The sequence below is a fragment of the Mesorhizobium sp. WSM4842 genome (genome assembly GCF_055901575.1).
Genome location: NZ_CM148372.1, coordinates 2,966,950 through 2,983,965, shown reverse-complemented (window position 1 = coordinate 2,983,965; position 17,016 = coordinate 2,966,950). Strand labels below are relative to the sequence as shown.

Annotated in this window: 16 protein-coding genes; 12 read left to right on the top strand and 4 right to left on the bottom strand. The window is 62.6% G+C overall.

Going from position 1 to position 17,016, the window contains the following annotated elements; all coding sequences use genetic code 11:
* Positions 1-6: 6 nt before the first annotated feature.
* Positions 7-915, bottom strand: coding sequence for a shikimate dehydrogenase (locus AC0NIE_RS14395; RefSeq protein ID WP_473485445.1), 909 nt, complete (start codon positions 913-915; stop codon positions 7-9).
* 177 nt (positions 916-1,092) lie between these two features.
* Between AC0NIE_RS14395 and AC0NIE_RS14390 the strand changes: the two genes are divergently transcribed.
* The 7 genes from AC0NIE_RS14390 to AC0NIE_RS14360 all read left to right on the top strand — a co-directional run bounded on the left by AC0NIE_RS14390 (position 1,093) and on the right by AC0NIE_RS14360 (position 7,388).
* Positions 1,093-1,779, top strand: a complete 687-nt coding sequence (locus tag AC0NIE_RS14390; RefSeq protein ID WP_473485444.1) for a TetR/AcrR family transcriptional regulator — start codon at positions 1,093-1,095, stop codon at positions 1,777-1,779.
* 85 nt (positions 1,780-1,864) lie between these two features.
* Entirely contained in the window at positions 1,865-3,757 is a 1,893-nt protein-coding gene (locus AC0NIE_RS14385) for a bifunctional sugar phosphate isomerase/epimerase/4-hydroxyphenylpyruvate dioxygenase family protein (protein ID WP_473485443.1), read from the top strand.
* Between the two features lie 5 nt (positions 3,758-3,762).
* Positions 3,763-4,563 (top strand): 3-oxoadipate enol-lactonase, encoded by an 801-nt coding sequence (gene pcaD, locus AC0NIE_RS14380; protein ID WP_473485613.1) that lies wholly within the window; start codon positions 3,763-3,765, stop codon positions 4,561-4,563.
* The gene (pcaC, locus tag AC0NIE_RS14375) at positions 4,560-4,964 is read left to right on the top strand and encodes a 4-carboxymuconolactone decarboxylase (protein ID WP_473485442.1); all 405 of its coding nucleotides are present in this window, start codon (positions 4,560-4,562) and stop codon (positions 4,962-4,964) included. The genes pcaD and pcaC overlap by 4 nt, the downstream gene beginning before the upstream one ends.
* A complete protein-coding gene (pcaH, locus tag AC0NIE_RS14370) occupies positions 4,961-5,719 on the top strand; it encodes a protocatechuate 3,4-dioxygenase subunit beta (protein WP_473485441.1) in 759 nt (252 codons plus the stop codon). Before pcaC ends, pcaH begins: the two co-directional genes overlap by 4 nt.
* Positions 5,719-6,333, top strand: coding sequence for a protocatechuate 3,4-dioxygenase subunit alpha (gene pcaG, locus AC0NIE_RS14365; RefSeq protein WP_473485440.1), 615 nt, complete (start codon positions 5,719-5,721; stop codon positions 6,331-6,333). The genes pcaH and pcaG overlap by 1 nt, the downstream gene beginning before the upstream one ends.
* Positions 6,330-7,388: a 3-carboxy-cis,cis-muconate cycloisomerase gene (locus AC0NIE_RS14360; protein ID WP_473485439.1), complete on the top strand. Its 1,059-nt coding sequence runs from the start codon at positions 6,330-6,332 to the stop codon at positions 7,386-7,388. Before pcaG ends, AC0NIE_RS14360 begins: the two co-directional genes overlap by 4 nt.
* Before the next feature lie 195 nt (positions 7,389-7,583).
* Here AC0NIE_RS14360 and AC0NIE_RS14355 read toward each other — a convergent pair whose 3' ends face one another.
* Positions 7,584-8,708 carry a Gfo/Idh/MocA family protein gene (locus AC0NIE_RS14355; protein WP_473485438.1) on the bottom strand — a complete coding sequence of 375 codons (1,125 nt, stop codon included), beginning with the start codon at positions 8,706-8,708 and terminating at the stop codon, positions 7,584-7,586.
* Between the two features lie 9 nt (positions 8,709-8,717).
* Positions 8,718-9,395: a GntR family transcriptional regulator gene (locus AC0NIE_RS14350; RefSeq protein WP_473485612.1), complete on the bottom strand. Its 678-nt coding sequence runs from the start codon at positions 9,393-9,395 to the stop codon at positions 8,718-8,720.
* A gap of 139 nt (positions 9,396-9,534) precedes the next feature.
* On the opposite strand from AC0NIE_RS14350, the gene AC0NIE_RS14345 reads away from it, so the two are divergent.
* Both AC0NIE_RS14345 and AC0NIE_RS14340 read left to right on the top strand, forming a co-directional pair.
* Positions 9,535-10,692 carry an LLM class flavin-dependent oxidoreductase gene (locus AC0NIE_RS14345; protein WP_473485437.1) on the top strand — a complete coding sequence of 386 codons (1,158 nt, stop codon included), beginning with the start codon at positions 9,535-9,537 and terminating at the stop codon, positions 10,690-10,692.
* Positions 10,693-10,759: 67 nt separating this feature from the next.
* Complete coding sequence (locus AC0NIE_RS14340; RefSeq protein ID WP_473485436.1) at positions 10,760-11,305, top strand: flavin reductase family protein; 546 nt, start codon at positions 10,760-10,762, stop codon at positions 11,303-11,305.
* 38 nt (positions 11,306-11,343) lie between these two features.
* On the opposite strand, the gene AC0NIE_RS14335 is transcribed toward AC0NIE_RS14340, so the two are convergent.
* The gene (locus AC0NIE_RS14335; RefSeq protein WP_473485435.1) at positions 11,344-12,387 is read right to left on the bottom strand and encodes a LacI family DNA-binding transcriptional regulator; all 1,044 of its coding nucleotides are present in this window, start codon (positions 12,385-12,387) and stop codon (positions 11,344-11,346) included.
* A 120-nt stretch (positions 12,388-12,507) separates the two neighbouring features.
* Between AC0NIE_RS14335 and bglB the strand changes: the two genes are divergently transcribed.
* Genes bglB through AC0NIE_RS14320 form a run of 3 tightly spaced genes read left to right on the top strand, consistent with a single transcriptional unit; the run spans position 12,508 to position 16,951 of the window.
* On the top strand, positions 12,508-13,596 hold the full coding sequence (gene bglB, locus AC0NIE_RS14330) for a beta-galactosidase BglB (RefSeq protein WP_473485434.1): 1,089 nt from the start codon (positions 12,508-12,510) through the stop codon (positions 13,594-13,596).
* Entirely contained in the window at positions 13,593-14,429 is an 837-nt protein-coding gene (kduI, locus tag AC0NIE_RS14325) for a 5-dehydro-4-deoxy-D-glucuronate isomerase (RefSeq protein ID WP_473485433.1), read from the top strand. Before bglB ends, kduI begins: the two co-directional genes overlap by 4 nt.
* A complete protein-coding gene (locus AC0NIE_RS14320) occupies positions 14,426-16,951 on the top strand; it encodes a hypothetical protein (protein ID WP_473485432.1) in 2,526 nt (841 codons plus the stop codon). Before kduI ends, AC0NIE_RS14320 begins: the two co-directional genes overlap by 4 nt.
* Positions 16,952-17,016 lie beyond the last annotated feature (65 nt).

Genomic DNA, 17,016 nt, shown 5'->3' with positions numbered 1-17,016 from the left:
TTGCCTTCATGCGGCGGCCTCGAAATGATCTGCCATGGCGCGGCGGTCGGCCTTGCGCCCGGTGAAGAGTTCGAACGCGCGGACGGCCTGATAGATCGCCATGCCGATGCCCGGCAGCGTTCTGCAGCCGATCGTACGGGCCGCGACCAACAACTCTGTTTCGGTCGGAAAGTAGATTATGTCGGCGACCCATTTTTCGGCTGTCAGAAGAGCCGTGTCGAACGGTGTTCCGGGGTATTTCGCCATGCCCACCGGGGTCGTGTTGACGATGCCGTTTGCCATGCACACGGCTGCGGCCGGGTCCGGCCACGTCTCGACGCGACCGCCGAACAAGGCGCCCATGCGCGACGCAAGATCCGAGGCGCGACTGGGTTGGCTGTCGAGGACGAACAGCCGGCCAACGCCCATTTCCATCAGCGCGTTTGCGACTGCGGCGCCCGCTCCGCCGGCGCCAAACATCGCGACACTGCCCATCGATGCGCCTGTCATCGCTTCGCGAAAACTCTCCGCGAAACCCCAGCTGTCGGTGTTGTGGCCTTCCTTGCGTCCGCCAGCGAAGACGACCGTATTTACCGCGCCTATTGCGCGCGCTGCCGGCGACAGCGCATCCAGGACAGGCATAACAGCCTGTTTAAACGGATGAGTGACGTTGAGGCCGTGAAAGCCTGCAATTTCCGCCGCCGCGATCAAGTCGCCGATCGCCGCGTCCGGAAATCCGAGCCGGTCGAAATCGAGCAAAAGGTACGAATAGCCGATGCCGAGGCGCCGGGCTTCACGCTCGTGCATGCCGGGAGTGCGCGAGGACTGAATACCGCGTCCGACAAGGCCAATCACGACCTTTTCGCTGTCGCCGCTGGCGGCGCCCTTATGCTCGTCCGCAAGACGGCAAAGGAGATCGACAAGGCTGTCGTCCATCTCCGAAATTCCTCCCTGTGGCGGGCCGCCTCCCAGCCCAAATGCGGCAATTCCTGGATCGCCCTTGTGTTCACGCCAAACGCGCCGGTAAATGAGTCCGTTCGCGATTTGCGAATGATGTACTAACTGGTTAGTTTAGTCAAATGCCGGCTGCGCCGGGGCGGGAACTCAAACTGCATGGCCGTTATCAAGAAAGAACGAAAGCCGAAGCCGGACGCGAGCACGACGCGTATCCAGGACCCTGAGGGCACGCGCCGCAACATCCTGGAGATCGCCTCCAAGGAGTTTGCCCTGAACGGCTTGTCGGGCGCACGCATAGACGAGATTGCAGCGCGCACGCGCTTCAGCAAACGCATGATCTACTACTACTTCGGCGACAAGGAAGGCCTCTACCTGCGCGCGCTCGAGAACGCCTATCGCCAGGTGCGCGAGGGCGAGGCTCAACTTGATATCGAAGGTCTGCCCCCCGTGGCGGCACTGGCACGCCTAGTGGAGTTCACGTTCGACCACCATCACCGACACGAGGAATTCATCCGCATGGTGATGATCGAGAACATCCATCACGGCCAGTACCTCGAACAATCGGATGCGATCCGCGAACTGAACGTGACTGCGATCGACCATATCTCTCGCATCTATTCACGCGGTGTCGAAGAGGGGGTCTTCCGGCCGGGACTCGACGCGGTCGAACTCCATTGGCAGGTAAGCGCGCTGTGCTTCTTCAACGTTTCCAATCGCACCACCTTTTCGATGATCTTCGGACGCGACTTCGGCGCGCCGGCACAACTCGAGCGGCTCAAACGCAACAGCGTGGAGATGCTGTTGCGTTTTGTCGCGAAGGACGAAGCTCCCGCAGAACGCTGAGCGCGCCGAAACTTGCGGTGCTGCCAGCGTTGCCCTAATTATGTACGAACTGGTTCGTTCACAACAAACCAGGGAGGAGGCGCGTTTGAAGACTTCGATCGCGACGGTGTCGATCGCCGGTGATCTGGCGGAGAAATTCGCGGCAATTTCCGCCGCGGGCTTCGACGGTGTTGAAATCTTCGAGAACGATTTCCTCGCCTTTGACGGCTCACCGCGCGACGTCGGCCGAATGGCTGGTGACGCAGGTCTGACCATAACGCTCTTCCAGCCGTTCAGGGATTTTGAGGGTTTGCCGGAGCCCCAGCGCAACCGCGCCTTTGATCGTGCCGAGCGCAAGTTCGACGTCATGCAGGAACTCGGCACCGACCTGATGCTGGTATGCTCGTCGGTGTCGCCGGTCTCGCTTGGCGGGATCGACCGGGCGGCCATGGATTTTCACGAGCTTGGCGAGCGCGCCGCCAAGCGCGGTCTGCGCGTCGGCTACGAGGCATTGGCCTGGGGGCGTCACGTCAACGATCATCGCGATGCGTGGGAAATCGTGCGCAGGACTGACCATCCGAACGTCGGGCTGGTTCTCGATTCCTTCCACACGCTGGCCCGCAGGATTGAACTCGGCTCCATCCGTTCGATACCCGCTGACAAGATCTTCATCGTCCAACTCGCCGACGCGCCGCTAATCGAAATGGACTTGCTCTATTGGAGCCGGCACTTCCGCAACATGCCAGGCGAAGGCGATCTGCCGGTGCGACAGTTCATGCAGGCGGTCGCGGCAACCGGCTATGACGGCTATCTGTCGCTCGAGATTTTCAACGACCAGTTCCGTGGCGGGTCGGCAAAGGCGATCTCCGTCGACGGGCGGCGTTCGCTCGTATGGTTGATGGATCAGGTGCGGCGTGAAGAACCGGCACTTGACATGGCTATCCCGCCCATGCCCGACCGCATCGGGGTTGGAGGGGTCGAGTTCATCGAGTTCGCGGCCGATCGCCAGGACGCTGGACAGCTTGGATCGCTGTTGCGCATGCTCGGCTTTGTCGAGGCCGGTCGGCACGTCTCGAAGGACGTCACGCTCTACCGCCAGGGTGAGATCAATATTGTCATCAATACCGAGCGGCAGGGCTTTGCCCATTCTTCCTTTGTTGTCCATGGCACTTCGGCATACGCGATGGGCCTGAAGGTCGAGGACGCCGCCGCCACGGTTGCGCGCGCCGAGGCGCTGGGCGCGGAGATCTTTCACCAGCGGGTCGGGCCCGGCGAGTTGTCGATTCCGGCGATCCGCGGCGTCGGCGGCGGACTGATCTACTTCCTCGATGCCAAGACCGACCTGGCAAAGGTCTGGGATATAGAGTTCACGCCGGTCATGCCGGCAAGTTCCGGCAATGGCGTCGGCCTCACCCGCATCGATCATGTCGGGCAGACCATGGCACAGGAGGAGATGCCGAGCTGGCTGCTGTTCTATGTCTCGATCTTCAGGACGACCAAGACCCCGATGGTCGACATCGTCGATCCGGCCGGCCTCGTGCGTAGCCAGGTGATCGAAGGTCTGGACAAGCGCTTCCGCCTCACGCTGAACGGCGCCGAGAGTCGCCGCACCCTGGCCGGCCATTTCATCGCCGAAACCTTTGGTTCCGGCGTCCAGCATCTGGCACTCGCAACGGATGACATCTTTGCGACGGCAGCGAAGCTGCAGGCCAACGGCTTCGAACCGCTTCAGATATCGATGAACTACTACGACGACGTAGAAGCGCGCTTCGGTTTGGATCCGGAGGTCGCCGATCGGTTACGCTCAGCCAACATCCTTTATGACCGCGACGACAACGGCGAGTTTTTCCAGCTCTATGCACCGACATTCGGAGAGGGATTCATTATCGAGTTTGTTGAACGGCGCGGCGCTTATGCAGGATATGGTGCGCCGAACGCACCATTCCGCATCGCCGCGCAAAAACGGCTGATGCGGCCCAAAGGAATGCCAAAGATATGACGGGTATGAACTTTGCTCGCATTAATGGCGCGACGATCCACTACCGGCATCGTCCCACAGCCGGCAGGCCGACGGTCGTCTTCGCGAACTCGCTCGGCACAGATATGCGCATCTGGAACGAGGTCGAGCGAAGGCTCGCCGACGACTGTACGTTCGTTGCGTTTGACAAGCGCGGACACGGCCTGAGCGAACTGGGTGGCGCGCCGCAAACAATCGAGACCCATGCGACGGACCTTGCAGGGCTGCTCGACCATCTTGGCGTAAAGCGCGCGGTGATTTGCGGGCTTTCGATCGGCGGCGTCATTGCGCAATGCCTCTACAAGACGCGGTCGGATTTGATCGAGGCGTTGATCCTTTGCGATACGGCAGCGAAAATTGGTACGGCCGAGATGTGGAACGGGCGCATCAACGCGGCCCTGTCGGAGGGCATCGCGAGCTTTGCCGACGACGTGATGCGAAAATGGTTCACACCGGATTTCCATAAGAATCGCGGCGAGGAACTGGCAGGTTATAAAACGATGCTGACGCGCCAGGATCCGGCCGGCTACGCTGCTGCCTGCGCGGCTATCCGCGACGCCGATTTCACCGCGACGACCGCCGCGATCAAAGTGCCGACACTCTGCATTGTCGGCGATCAGGACGGATCGACGCCGCCTGAACTGGTGGAATCGCTGGCCCGCTCAATCCCCGCCGCACGGTTCGAGGTCATCGCCGGTGCGGGCCACATCCCATGCGTCGAGCAGCCGGAAAGGCTCGCCGGGCTGATCCGTGGCTTCCTGAACGACATGCGAAGAGAGCGCAAATGAGCAAGCCACAAAACGGCGACCGATATGTCGAAGGGATGGCGACGCGCCGTTCGGTGCTGGGTGACGCCCATGTCGACCGCGCCGAGGCGGCCAAGATCGAATTCGACATTCCTTTCCAGGAACTGATCACGGAGGCTGCATGGAGCCACGTCTGGTCGCGGCCGAACATCACCAAGCGCGAGCGTTCCATGATCACTATCGCGCTGCTCGCCGCGCTGAAGCAGGACGAAGAGGTTGCGATGCATATCCGCGCCAGCGTCAATACCGGGGCGACGCGCGACGACATACGCGAGGCGCTGCTGCATGTGGCAATCTATGCCGGGGTACCGGCGGCAAATCATGCGATGAAGATCGCCAGGAAGACGTTCGACGAAATGGACGCTCAAGCCGGCAAATCATGACCAACTCGCGCTTTCCCGCCAATCGCACGCCGGAAATCGGCGCCTTCTTTCAGCGCGACCGCAACTGGCATCCACCGGCCTTCACGCCAGCCTACAAGACTTCCGTGCTGCGCTCGCCGCAACGGCCGCTTCTTTCCCTCGACAACACCCTATCGGAGCTTACGGGGCCGGTCTTCGGCCACAGTATTCTCGGTGAACTGGACGATGACCTCATACACAATTTTGCCGGGCCGGGCGAAAGCGCGATCGGGCCGCGCATCCTCGTCTATGGCCACCTGCTCGACGAGCGCGGCATCGGCGTCGCCGGTGAGTTGCTGGAGGTATGGCAGGCCAACGCCGGCGGACGCTATCGACACAAGAAGGAGACTTATCTCGCGCCACTCGATCCGAACTTCGGCGGCTGCGGCCGCACCATCACCGGCGAGGATGGCTCCTATTGTTTCCGCACGATCCAGCCGGGGCCATATCCCTGGCCCAACGGACCCAACGACTGGCGTCCAGCTCACATCCATTTCTCTATCTTCGGGCACGGCTTCGCGCAGCGCTTGATCACCCAGATGTATTTCGAGGGCGACCCGATGATCTGGAGGTGCCCGATCGTGCGGACCATCAACGACCGCCGCGCTATTGAAGGCCTCACCGCCGCACTCGACATGGAGGCAACGATACCGATGGATGCGCGGGCATACAAATTCGACATTGTACTGCGCGGCCGCCGCTCGACGCTGTTCGAAAACCGCATCGAGGGCAACTGATGGTCCAGGCTCTCGGCCGGATGAAGGAAAGCGCCTCGCAGACCGCGGGACCCTACGTCCATATCGGGCTGACGCCCAACTTCGCCGGTATAGCGGGCGTCTATGAACGCGACCTTGGTACCGCGATGATCAACGACAAGACCAGGGGCGAACGCATCAGGGTCAACATCCGGGTGATCGACGGCGCCGGCTCGCCGCTGAAGGACGCGCTTGTGGAGATCTGGCAGGCGGACGCCGCCGGCATCTACAATTCGCCCTCGGACCTGCGCGGCTCCGCCGACCCGAATTTTACCGGCTGGGGCCGGCTGCCCACCGACATGACGACGGGCGAATGCATGTTCGAAACCATCAAACCCGGTCGCGTGCCCTTTTTTGACGGCCGCAAGATGGCGCCGCATTTGACGGTCTGGATCGTCGCGCGTGGAATCAACATTGGCCTTCACACCCGCATGTATTTCAGCGACGAGGAAACGGCCAACGCCGAGGATCCCGTCCTGATGCGCATTGAGCAAAGAGAGCGCGTGTCAACGCTGGTCGCGCCGCGCGATGGCGACATCTATAGGTTCGACATTCATCTCCAGGGCATCAACGAGACGGTCTTCTTCGACATATGATCGCAGCATTCGACAATCCCCTCCTGTCCGGGCTTCTCGGCGATGAGAAGATGGCGACGCTGCTCGGCGTCGAGGCCGAACTTGCGACGATGCTGCAATTCGAGAAAGCGCTCGCCGACGCACAAGGTGCACTCGGCATCGTCCCGGCGGCTGCAGCAAGCGCAATCGGACGCGTCCTCGACAGCTTCCGGCCGGAAATCCAGGCCCTGAGGGAAGGAACGGCGCGCGACGGCGTCATGGTGCCGGAGCTCGTACGGCAGATCAGGCATGCTGTGGGAGAGCCGCATTCGGAACATGTGCATTTCGGTGCGACTAGTCAGGACGTGATCGACACGGCCATGATCCTGAGAATTCGCGCCTGTATCGACCTATTGGAAGAACGGCTTTCGGCTCTGGTGGTCGCCTTCGCCGATCTCGGCCATCGGTTTGGCGATCGCCCGCTGATGGCCCGAACCCGAATGCAGGCAGCGATTCCGATTTCCGTGGCCGACCGCATCACAAGCTGGCGCGAACCGCTGGTGCGCCACCACGAGCGGCTTCAATCGGTGCGAGGATCGGTTCTCGTCATCCAGTTCGGCGGCGCCGTCGGGACACTCGAGAAGTTCGCAAACAAGGGCGCCGCCATCCGTGCCGCGCTGGCCCGGCGGCTAAGCCTCGGCGACGCGCCGCAATGGCACAGCCAGCGCGACCGCATCGCTGGGCTGGCCAACTGGCTGTCGCTTGTGACGGGCTGCCTCGGCAAGTTCGGGCAGGACATTGCGCTGATGGCGCAGGCAGGCGACGAGCTGCAACGGGCGGGCGGCGGTTCATCGTCCGCCATGGCGCACAAGCGCAATCCCATCGACGCCGAGATGCTGGTGACGCTTGCCCGCTACAACGCAGTCCAATTGTCGGGAATGCATCATGCGCTGATCCATGAGCAAGAGCGCTCTGGTGCAGCCTGGACGCTGGAATGGTTGATCTTGCCGCAGATGCTCATGGCGGCTGGAGCATCGACCTGTGTCGCGGACAGGCTGGTCCGAACCATAGCGGCAATCGGAGGCAAGGTTGACTGATCCCACTAGAGCGGGATGCGTTCAAATTGAACTAGGCATCCTGCTCTATCCATTTGTTTTATCCGCATTTTCTGCGACGCCAAGTGATTCCACTTGGCTGCAAAATGCTCTAGGCGGCTCACGCCGTTGATCTTGCGATTTAGACGTCTCCGCTACCACTTGGTCAGTAAGATCAAGCGCTCACGTGAGTTACCATCAGCCACATTGAGCGCTCTCGCAGGCATCGAGCGGGTTGGAAATGACCGTGCCCTGGTTTGCCGACAATTGTGCGGCCATACCCATGGCGACAGCCTTCCAGCCATCGTCCAGCGTCACCTCGACCGGCCCCTCGCCTCGTAGGGCGGTGCAGAACCGCTGATGCTGATAAAAGGTCGAGCCGTTGTGATCGCCGGCCGTCAACAATTGTGGGTCGACCGGGATCTCGACGGCGTACGGTCCCTGCGGAAAGCGCGGACTGACGATCAATTGCGGCGTCGGCGCCGCGCCGAGATGAGCTGGCCAGAAGCGGCCGGGACCCGGCACCAGGCATTCGACTTTACCGCGCGCACCGACGGCGCTGATCTCCTCCTGATAGCGGCTGCCCTCTGCATACATGCATAGTTCCAGCATGGCGCGCGCGCCGCTGGCGAAATCGACCAGCACGTAGCCGCAATCCCAGATATCGGGTGTCTCGCCATCATAATTTTCGTTGAGATGGTTCACTTCCTGTCCGGCCGACGCCATGATCCTTACCGGTTCCGATTTCAGAATCAGCCGCATGAGATCGAAGAAATGGCAGCATTTTTCGACGAACGTGCCTCCCGATCGACGGCTGAAGCGGTTCCAGTGGGCCACCTTGTCCAGGAACGGGTAGCGATGTTCGCGGATTGTCAGCATCCGGATGCCGCCGGTGGCGTTCTGCGCCTGCTCGATGAATCGAGCGACCGGCGGCATGTAGCGGTATTCCATCGCCACCCAGACTGGCGCGGTATAGGTCGTGGCGAACGCCTTCACCGCGGCTGCGTCGACCGGGTCGGTGAAAAGCGGCTTTTCGACCAGGATAGGCAGCGCACGGATAGCAGCGATTTCCTTTAGCTGCGCGAAATGCACATAGTTCGGACTGGCGATGAGCAAGCAGTCGACGCGCGGATCGGCCGCCACCTCCGCGACCGAGCCGGCGATCGACGCTTGCGGGGTGAGGGCTGCCGCGCGGGCGCGCATCGTCGCGTCGGGCTCGAAGATCGCCGCGACGCCGACATCGGGCAGCAGCGCGATATTGCGAAGATGCTCCTGCCCCATCATGCCGCAGCCGATCATGCCGTAGGAAATGTGCTTCGCCATATCGGTTCCCTATCGCAGCCGTGCGACATAGCGCGCGACGCCATGATCAAACCAGGTCCTGGAAAACTCCGCGCTGGCGCCGTCCTGCATCCACCCGGTACGCTCGATGAAGCCGGCGGCGGCCCCTGGCGCGAGGCCGAATTCAGGCAGCGCCCATCCCGGCACCTGGCCGACCCCGACGCGGTCCTCTGCACGCAAGATCCAGATGCCGAGCGCCTTGCGGTAGTAGAGATAGAGCGAATCCGACAGTTCTTCGATAGCAACCGTCTCCGCACGGGAACCGTCGAGCCAGATCTCCTCCAGCGCCGCCGGCTTGCCGCCGAGGCTCCGCAGCCGCCTTATTCTATGGGCCTCGCCGCTCGACCCGAACACCGGCAGGTTCTTCGGTTTCGCCAGCCGATCGACTGACAGAACGCGCGCCGTCGGCAGCCCGCCTCCCTCCAGCAGTTCCAGCCGGAACATGGAATAGACGCTGGCCACTTCGGGTTGCGAACGTACGTAGTTGCCGGACCCCTGGATGCGGCTGAGCAAGCCCTTGCGCTCTAGATCGCCGAGCGCCCTGCGCAATGTACCGACCGCTATTCCGAGGTCCGCAGCCATGTCGCGCTCCGGCGGAAGCTTCTCGCCCTCGATCATCCGGCCAGCCGCGATCTCGCGAATGAGCATTTCACTGACCTGCTGATGCATCGGAAGCGCGTAGGCGTTTCTGGACGTGCTCAAATTGTCTCCAAACGCAAAATTGATACACTATTGATCTACACAGAAACGAATGATATTCAACAGGGAAAGACAGTCGCGGCAGCAATTGACGAAAGGAGTGCGGACATTGACGGTCGTTCCGGTGACGTCCGCTGATCTCGACGCTGCTGAAGTGTCGTGGTTTTCCGCTTTGTGCTCCGATGATTTCCGCTATCTCGGCGTACCGGATGGCGCGCTGCGGTCGAGTTGGGAGCACTGCTCCGATATCGTCAAGACAGCCGAAGGACTGGGCTTTCGCAATATCCTGTGTCCCTCGTCCTATCAGGTTGGCCAGGATACTCTGTCCTTCGTGGCGGGCTGCGCTCCGATAACCCATTCGATCAACCTTCTCGCGGCGGTGCGTTGCGGCGAAATGCAACCGATCATGCTGGCGCGCACGCTCGCAACGCTTGACCACATGCTAAAGGGCAGATTGACGGTCAACGTCATCTCTTCCGACTTTCCCGGCGAACTCGCCGACAGCCGCTTCCGCTATCAGCGTTCGCGCGAGGTCATCGAGATCCTGCGTCAGGCCTGGACGCGCGACGAAATCAACCATCAGGGCGAAGTCTACCAGTTCGGGAAAGTAACCGCCGACCCCGCAAAGCCTTATCAACAGAATGGCGGGCCGCTACTCTATTTCGGCGGCTATTCGCCCGACGCGCTCGAACTCTGCGGCGCACAGTGTGACGTGTATCTGATGTGGCCGGAGGCGAAGGACGTGTTGGCGCACCGCATGCGTGATGTTCACGAGCGTGCAGCCGCCCATGGCCGCACATTGGATTATGGCCTGCGCGTCCACGTGATTGTGCGCGACACCGAAGCCGAAGCCCGCGAATATGCCGAGGAGTTGGTCTCGAAACTCGATGACGAGCAGGGCAGAGTTATCCGCGCCCGCGCACTGGACGCGACATCCCTGGGCGTCGCGCACCAGGCAAAGAACCGCGCCGGCGCCGACGCGCAAGGCTATGTCGAGCGGCATCTGTGGACCGGCGTTGGCCGCGCACGCTCTGGTTGCGGCGCCGCGATCGTCGGCTCGACCGATCAAGTCATGTGCGAGATCGAGGAATACCGGAAAATGGGCATCCGCGCCTTCATCTTCTCCGGCTATCCGCATATCGACGAGGCCTTGTCCTTCGGCAAGCGCGTGCTGCCGAACATCAACACCTGCTCGCTGCCGCATGCCTATGGCCGGGTGCCGGAAATCACCCCGGCGACGCCGCTCGGAACCGGGGAGCGGCGATGATGATGCTGCGAATGCGCCTCAACGAGATTGAAGCTTCCACCGCAGCCCTTGGCCAGGAGGGCGCCTGATGTACCACTTCCTCAACCCCGAGCAGCAACCGATGAAAAGCTTCGTGCCCGACCCCGACCGCAAGCGCGAGTTCCGCGACGCGCTCGGCCGGTTTGCGACTGGTATCACCGTCGTCACCACGATGACGCCTGATGGTCCCGTCGGCATCACCGCGAACAGCTTTGCATCGGTGTCCCTCGACCCGCCGATCGTGCTCTGGTCGATCGGCCGGCATTCGAGGCGCTTTGCCGCCTTCGCAGGTTGCGAGCATTTCGCGGTTCATGTCTTGGGCGCAGAGCAGATGGAGCTGAGCCAGCGCTTTGCTCGCGTCGGTCAAGCCTTCGACGGCCTCCCGCACGACCTGAACGATGCCGGCGTGCCGCTGCTGGGTGGCTGCCTGTCGCGGTTCGAATGCGTGCGGATCTCCGGGCATGAGGGCGGCGACCATTTGATCGTCGTTGCCCGCGTAACCGCCGCGACCTTGCGAGACGGCGAACCCCTGCTTTTCTTCGGCGGAGGTTACGGGCGCTTCGAAGACGGTTCGAGCGTGACCCCATCGATGTAGTGATGGCCTGGCCCGCACAGCGGTGTGAACCATACGTCTCAGGCGTGAACCGGGCCGGTCGACTGGCGTTGCACGATATGGCAGGCGAATTCGATACGGCGCGGCGGCAGGTCCCCGCCGAGATCGGCGAGCAGGAGGTCGAGCGACGCCGCGCCGATCTCGCGCATCGGGATATGCATCGTCGTGAGGGGCGGGTTTTGGAAAGCCGCCTGCGGAAGGTCATCCATGCCCATGACCGACACGTCGGCAGGCACCTCGTAACCCGACTTGCGGATCGCCATCATCGCGCCGATAGCGAGGCTGTCGCCCGCGGCGAGCACAGCTGTGAAGTCGAGGCCACGAGCCTCAATGCGCCGCGCGATCGCTTCGGCCGCAAGGTCCGGCAGCCAGTCCGCCACCTCCACAGCCAGGTCGCCAGCCGCCAGGCCGCGCTCTCGCAGTGCATCCTGCCAGCCCTCGAAGCGACGCTCGATCGTGCGCCGCCCGCGCCGCATCAGGAACAGGATGCGCCGGTGGCCGAGGTCGAGCAGGTGCTGCGTCGCGAGATGCGCCGCCGAGCGGTTGCATGGCGTCAGGCTCGAATGGTGCATCGCCGGGTCGTCGCCGTTTATGAGCACGATCGGCTTGCCGAAACCGCCGGTCAGCGTCAGCACCGCCTCGTCGTCAAGCGTCAGAAACAGGCAGCCGACGACGCTCTTGTCTTGCCTGGCCTCATTGAGCAGAGCGATCTGCTCACCGGCGTCAGCGATGGAGCGCGACACCAGCTCGACGCCGAGAGTTCGTGCACGCTCGTTCAGTCCGTCGAGCACATAGAAGGTGAACTGGTTGCGCACATAGTCGATCCTGGCAGCGTTGCTTGCGGCGAGGATCACCTTGCGGCCGGCGATCGAAGTCGCAACCGTGTAGTTCAGCTTCTTGGCGGTTTCGATGATCATCGACCGAAGGTCGCCGCGCACGCCCTTGCCGCCGGCAAGCGCCCGCGACGCCGTGCTGACGGAAACGCCACAGCGCGCGGCGATGTCTTCGAGCCGCACGCGCCGGCTGAGCGTGCCGCGCTTCCCGCTTTCGACCTTCACGACCATCGGCTGTTTCCTCACCAGACCTTCATGCTGCAAAAAAATTTCAGATTGCGCAACAAAAATGCCTGTGGCACCCATTTGCCCGGCATCGCGCAAAACCTGGGAGGAGTAGTGGCGTCGTCAATGAGAGATATGCGCTCAAAGCTCGACCTGCTCGTGCGCGGCATGACGGGCCTGCGCCATGACGGCCGTTTCGACGAGCCCAACCTCGACGGCACGGCCGGCGACTACATCAGCTTCGATTCCTGGGAATGGCCGCAGGGTGTGGGGCTCTACGGCCTCGTTTGCCTCTGGCGGCACAATCGCGACCCGAAGCTTCTGAAGACAATCGAGGACTGGTACGAGCGCCATTTAAGGGCGGGCCTGCCGCCGATGAACATCAACACCACCGCTCCGATGATGGCGCTGGCATTGCTCTGGGGCGAGACACGCGATCCGCGTTGGGAAACGCCTCTCGACCAATGGGCCGAAAGGCTGCTTCGCGACATGCCTCGCACGCCCGAGGGCGGGTTCCAGCACAATGTCTCAGACAAGATCAACGACGACGAATTGTGGGACGACACGTTGTTCATGGCTGGCCTGTTCCTCGCTTTCCACGGACGCGCGGCCGGCCGGCAATCTTGCATCGACGAGGCTGTTCGCCAGTTCCTCGTCCATGCTCGCTATCTCGCCGACCCGAAAACAGGCTTGTGGTTCCATGGTTGGACATTTGCCGGCCGACATAATTTTGCCCGCGCTCTCTGGGCCCGCGGCAACGCCTGGATCACGGTCGGCATCCTCGACCTGATCGAAAATGGCGGTATCGGCAAGCCAGTCGAAGCCTATCTGCTCGGCGTGCTGGAAGCGCAGATCGAAGCGTTACTGCGCCTGCAGGCGCCATCGGGAGCATGGCACACTTTGCTCGACGACCCGACCTCCTATGAGGAGATGTCGGCCACCGCCGGCATCGGCTATGGTCTCATGAAAGCTGCGCGCATAGGCTTCGGGCCCAAGGCGTGCGGTCCGGCGGGCAGGCGCGCACTCGACGCGGTGCTGGCCAGCATCGACGAGAACGGCGTGCTCGGAAACGTTTCCTATGGCACCCGCATGGGCCATGATCTTCAGTTCTACCGCGACATCCCGATCCAGCCTACCGGCTACGGCCAGGCCCTGGCGATCCTCTGCCTCACCGAGGGGATGATCCATGCCGAAGCTGCCGAGGCGGCGGCATGACGATGCGCGTTCTCTTCGGCGCCGGTCCGGGCGACATCGATGGCTACGGGACGGAGCGGCTACGCGCCGAGTTTCTGGTGGAGCGGCTGTTCGAGCCCGGCCGCATCGCCTTCGCTTACACCCATGTCGACCGCATGATCGTCGGCGGCGCGTGCCCAACCGGAGAGCCGCTGAGTTTCGGCGATGGCGCGGACGTCGGCACGCCTCATCTGTTCACCGCGCGCGAGATGGGCATCGCCAATCTCGGCGGCGCAGGAACGGTGAGCGTCGACCAGCAGCGCTTCGCGCTCGCCAACCGCGATGTGCTCTATGTCGGGCGCGGCGCTAAACAAGTGACGCTCGAAAGCGACAGCGCCGCGAACCCCGCCTGGTTCTATATGAACTCGGTTCCGGCCGGCGCAGACATCAAGCATCGGCTGATCGCGAAATCCGAGGCGAAGCCGCTTGAACTCGGCGAGGAGCGACGCGCCAACAAGCGCACACTGCGCATGTACATTCATCCGGAAGTCGCGCCTTCCTGTCTGCTGCTGATGGGCATCACGGATCTCGCTCCGGGCAGCGTCTGGAACACCCTGCCCCCTCACCTGCATGAGCGGCGTATGGAAGCCTATCTCTATTTCGATCTCGCGGCGGAAGATCGGGTGATCCATCTGATGGGACGGCCGGACAATACCCGCCATCTGATCGTGGCCAATTGCGACTGTGTCATCTCGCCGGCCTGGTCGATCCATATGGGCAGCGGAACCGGCCCCTACGCCTTCGTCTGGGGCATGACGGGCGAGAACCAGGCTTATAACGACGTGTCGCCCGTGCCTGTTGAGACGCTGCGATGAACACCGTGGAACCGACCAAGCACGATCTTACGCTGCGCCGGCCGCTCGCGCTCGGCGGCCCCGTCGTTTACTGGCTCGTCGGCACGACGTCTGAGCAGCGCTACGATGTTGCAGATCAGCCGATGCAAGGGGAGATGGATCCCTTCTTCTTCCTGACCAAGCACAAGAATTTCATCCCGCACGAATATCCCTGCCGAACCGAGTTTGCCACCGAACGCCGCGGGAAACGGCCTGGGCCGCAGGGAGTGTTCGAGCCGGACCGTGTTTGGCTTCCGTTCGGCTCGCCGCGCGTCGACCTGTCGGGCTTCTGGTTCCGCCCGACCGTGGTCGCCACCTGGGCAAATACCGTGCTCGACGCAGTCTCGGACGGCCGGGCGAGGCTGCGTCTGCGCACCTGCGGCGGCGCCGTTTTGTTCGTCAACGGAATAGAGGCCGGCTGGATGGCGCCCTACGGGCGCAATCTCGAGGCTTCGCAGGATTTCGAGGTCGATCTCGTCGCCGGCGCCAACGAGATCAGCATCTGGTTCGATGATCTCGCCGAGCGTGACGCACGCTACTTCTTCCAACTCGATTATCTGTCGGGCCCAACTGCCGAACAGGTCTTGCCTACGACCGTCAAAGGCGACGTCGCGGCGGCCATGGAAGCCGCTCTCGACGCGATGCATTTCGAGCGCCCATTTTATTCCGGCGGCGAAGTGGCGCTGGTGACGGATGTCGCGCTGCCGGTTGCGGTGGACGTAGCGATCGTGATCGAGGGCGACTTCATGTCGATCGAAGAGCCCGTGATCCTCCGCCGCCGCATCGAAGCGGGGGCAAGACGCATCACTATTGCCGCGACGGAAGACCTTCCCGCCGACTTCCGGCATTTTGCCGTATCGCTCTCATCTAAAGGCTTTGTTGCCCAGCGGGTCTTCGGCGTGGAGATCTGTCATGCGGCGCGTCAGGGCCGCGCTCCTGCCATCCTTGCCGACAGGATCGGCGAAGCCCTGGAACAGGTCTCCAATTTCGCAGAGGCCGATACCGTGCGGGCGCTGGCGAGGCTGGCGACGGGCCGCGGCGGCGCCGAAACCGACGCCATCATTGCTGCTGCACTGCCGGCGATCGAAGATTGCCACGACTGCGCCGATTTCATCCTGGTTCCACTGCTCTGGTGCCGTCGTGCCTATGGCGACTCGATCGCGGCCGGTCTCCGTCACCGCATTGACGAGGCGATCCTCAATTACCGCTATTGGATGGATGAGCCGGGCAACGACGTGCAGTGGTACTTCTCCGAAAACCATGCGCTTCTGTTTCACACCGCGGCTTATCTCGGCGGCCATCTCTTGCCCGATGCCCGCTTTGTCCGCTCGGGGCGCACCGGCGCGGAGCAGTCGACCGTGGGCCTTGCGCGCGTGCGCGCTTGGCTCGATCATTTCGAGGAATGGGAAATGGCGGAATTCAACTCCGCCCCTTATTTCCCGATCGATCTCAAGGGGTTGACGATCCTATACGCGCTTGGGCCAGATGCCGATGTGCGCCGGCGCGCCGGGGCTGCGATCAACCGCCTGCTCGAGATCGTCGCCCGCTCGGCTCAGCAGGGCATGCTTACCGGCGCGCAGGGACGCTCCTACGAACACACGCTGCGCGCCGCCCGTTCGCTGGAACTTTCCGGCATTGCACGCATGCTGTGGGGCAAAGGTTTCTACGGCATGCGCTTCCATGCCCTGCCGCAGCTTGCGCTCTGCCTGCGCGACCATGGCCTCCACGTCCCGCAAGAGCTGACCGGCATCGCTTGCATGGCGGGCGACGACGCACAGGAATGGCGCTTCGCGCAGGGCCAGAACCGGATCGCCAAGCTCTACCACTACAAGACCCGCGATTTCGCCATGGGAAGCGCAGCAGCCTATCGCTGGAACGAATGGGGTTATCAGGAAACGGTGCTGCACCTGCGCCTCGGCGGCAATCCCGACGCGCAGATATGGATCAACCATCCGGGCGAGACAATTCATTCGGGCTATGGTCGGCCGTCCTACTGGGGCGGCTCCGGATCTCTGCCGCGCGTGCATCAATACCGCGACCTGGCCGTTGTGCTGTTCAGCTGCGCTGCCGAGCAACCCGACTTTACCCATGCCTGGTTCCCACAGAGCGCGTTCGATGAAGCGTGGGTCAAGAAAAATATCGCTTCGGCGCGCGGCGGCGATGGGTTCGCGATGCTGAAGGCCGACAGCGCCTTCGAGCTGGTCGGCCGCGGGCCGACAGCTGGAAACGAGTTGCGCGTGCCGGGCCATCAAGCCGCATGGATCATCCGCTTGGGCCGGCGCCGGCAATACGGGTCGCTGGACGAATTCGAGGCGCAGTTTTCTCAGCTCGCGCTCGGCCATGGAAAAAACGACCTTCTGCATGTCAATGACCCGGAATACGGCGACGTGCTGTTCCATCCGGATGGCCGCATGGAGGCTGAGAACCGTGTCATCGATCCGGCCGACTGGCAGGTCACGGGTGAAGCCACGTTCTTCACAGCCGACGCCATCGCAACCAGGTGAGGATCGGATCAAAAGGAGCAGGACAAGCAGCCCGGACAGCGACAATCAAGCGGTGAAAACCGCAA

Excerpts from the sequence above, each read along its gene's own strand:
- AC0NIE_RS14395 (WP_473485445.1), bottom strand. The coding sequence starts at position 915 with ATGGACGACAGCCTTGTCGATCTCCTTTGCCGTCTTGCGGACGAGCAT.
- AC0NIE_RS14390 (WP_473485444.1), top strand. The coding sequence starts at position 1,093 with ATGGCCGTTATCAAGAAAGAACGAAAGCCGAAGCCGGACGCGAGCACG.
- pcaD (WP_473485613.1), top strand. The coding sequence starts at position 3,763 with ATGAACTTTGCTCGCATTAATGGCGCGACGATCCACTACCGGCATCGT.
- pcaC (WP_473485442.1), top strand. The coding sequence starts at position 4,560 with ATGAGCAAGCCACAAAACGGCGACCGATATGTCGAAGGGATGGCGACG.
- pcaH (WP_473485441.1), top strand. The coding sequence starts at position 4,961 with ATGACCAACTCGCGCTTTCCCGCCAATCGCACGCCGGAAATCGGCGCC.
- pcaG (WP_473485440.1), top strand. The coding sequence starts at position 5,719 with ATGGTCCAGGCTCTCGGCCGGATGAAGGAAAGCGCCTCGCAGACCGCG.
- AC0NIE_RS14360 (WP_473485439.1), top strand. The coding sequence starts at position 6,330 with ATGATCGCAGCATTCGACAATCCCCTCCTGTCCGGGCTTCTCGGCGAT.
- AC0NIE_RS14355 (WP_473485438.1), bottom strand. The coding sequence starts at position 8,708 with ATGGCGAAGCACATTTCCTACGGCATGATCGGCTGCGGCATGATGGGG.
- AC0NIE_RS14350 (WP_473485612.1), bottom strand. The coding sequence starts at position 9,395 with ATGCATCAGCAGGTCAGTGAAATGCTCATTCGCGAGATCGCGGCTGGC.
- AC0NIE_RS14340 (WP_473485436.1), top strand. The coding sequence starts at position 10,760 with ATGTACCACTTCCTCAACCCCGAGCAGCAACCGATGAAAAGCTTCGTG.
- AC0NIE_RS14335 (WP_473485435.1), bottom strand. The coding sequence starts at position 12,387 with ATGGTCGTGAAGGTCGAAAGCGGGAAGCGCGGCACGCTCAGCCGGCGC.
- bglB (WP_473485434.1), top strand. The coding sequence starts at position 12,508 with ATGAGAGATATGCGCTCAAAGCTCGACCTGCTCGTGCGCGGCATGACG.
- kduI (WP_473485433.1), top strand. The coding sequence starts at position 13,593 with ATGACGATGCGCGTTCTCTTCGGCGCCGGTCCGGGCGACATCGATGGC.
- AC0NIE_RS14320 (WP_473485432.1), top strand. The coding sequence starts at position 14,426 with ATGAACACCGTGGAACCGACCAAGCACGATCTTACGCTGCGCCGGCCG.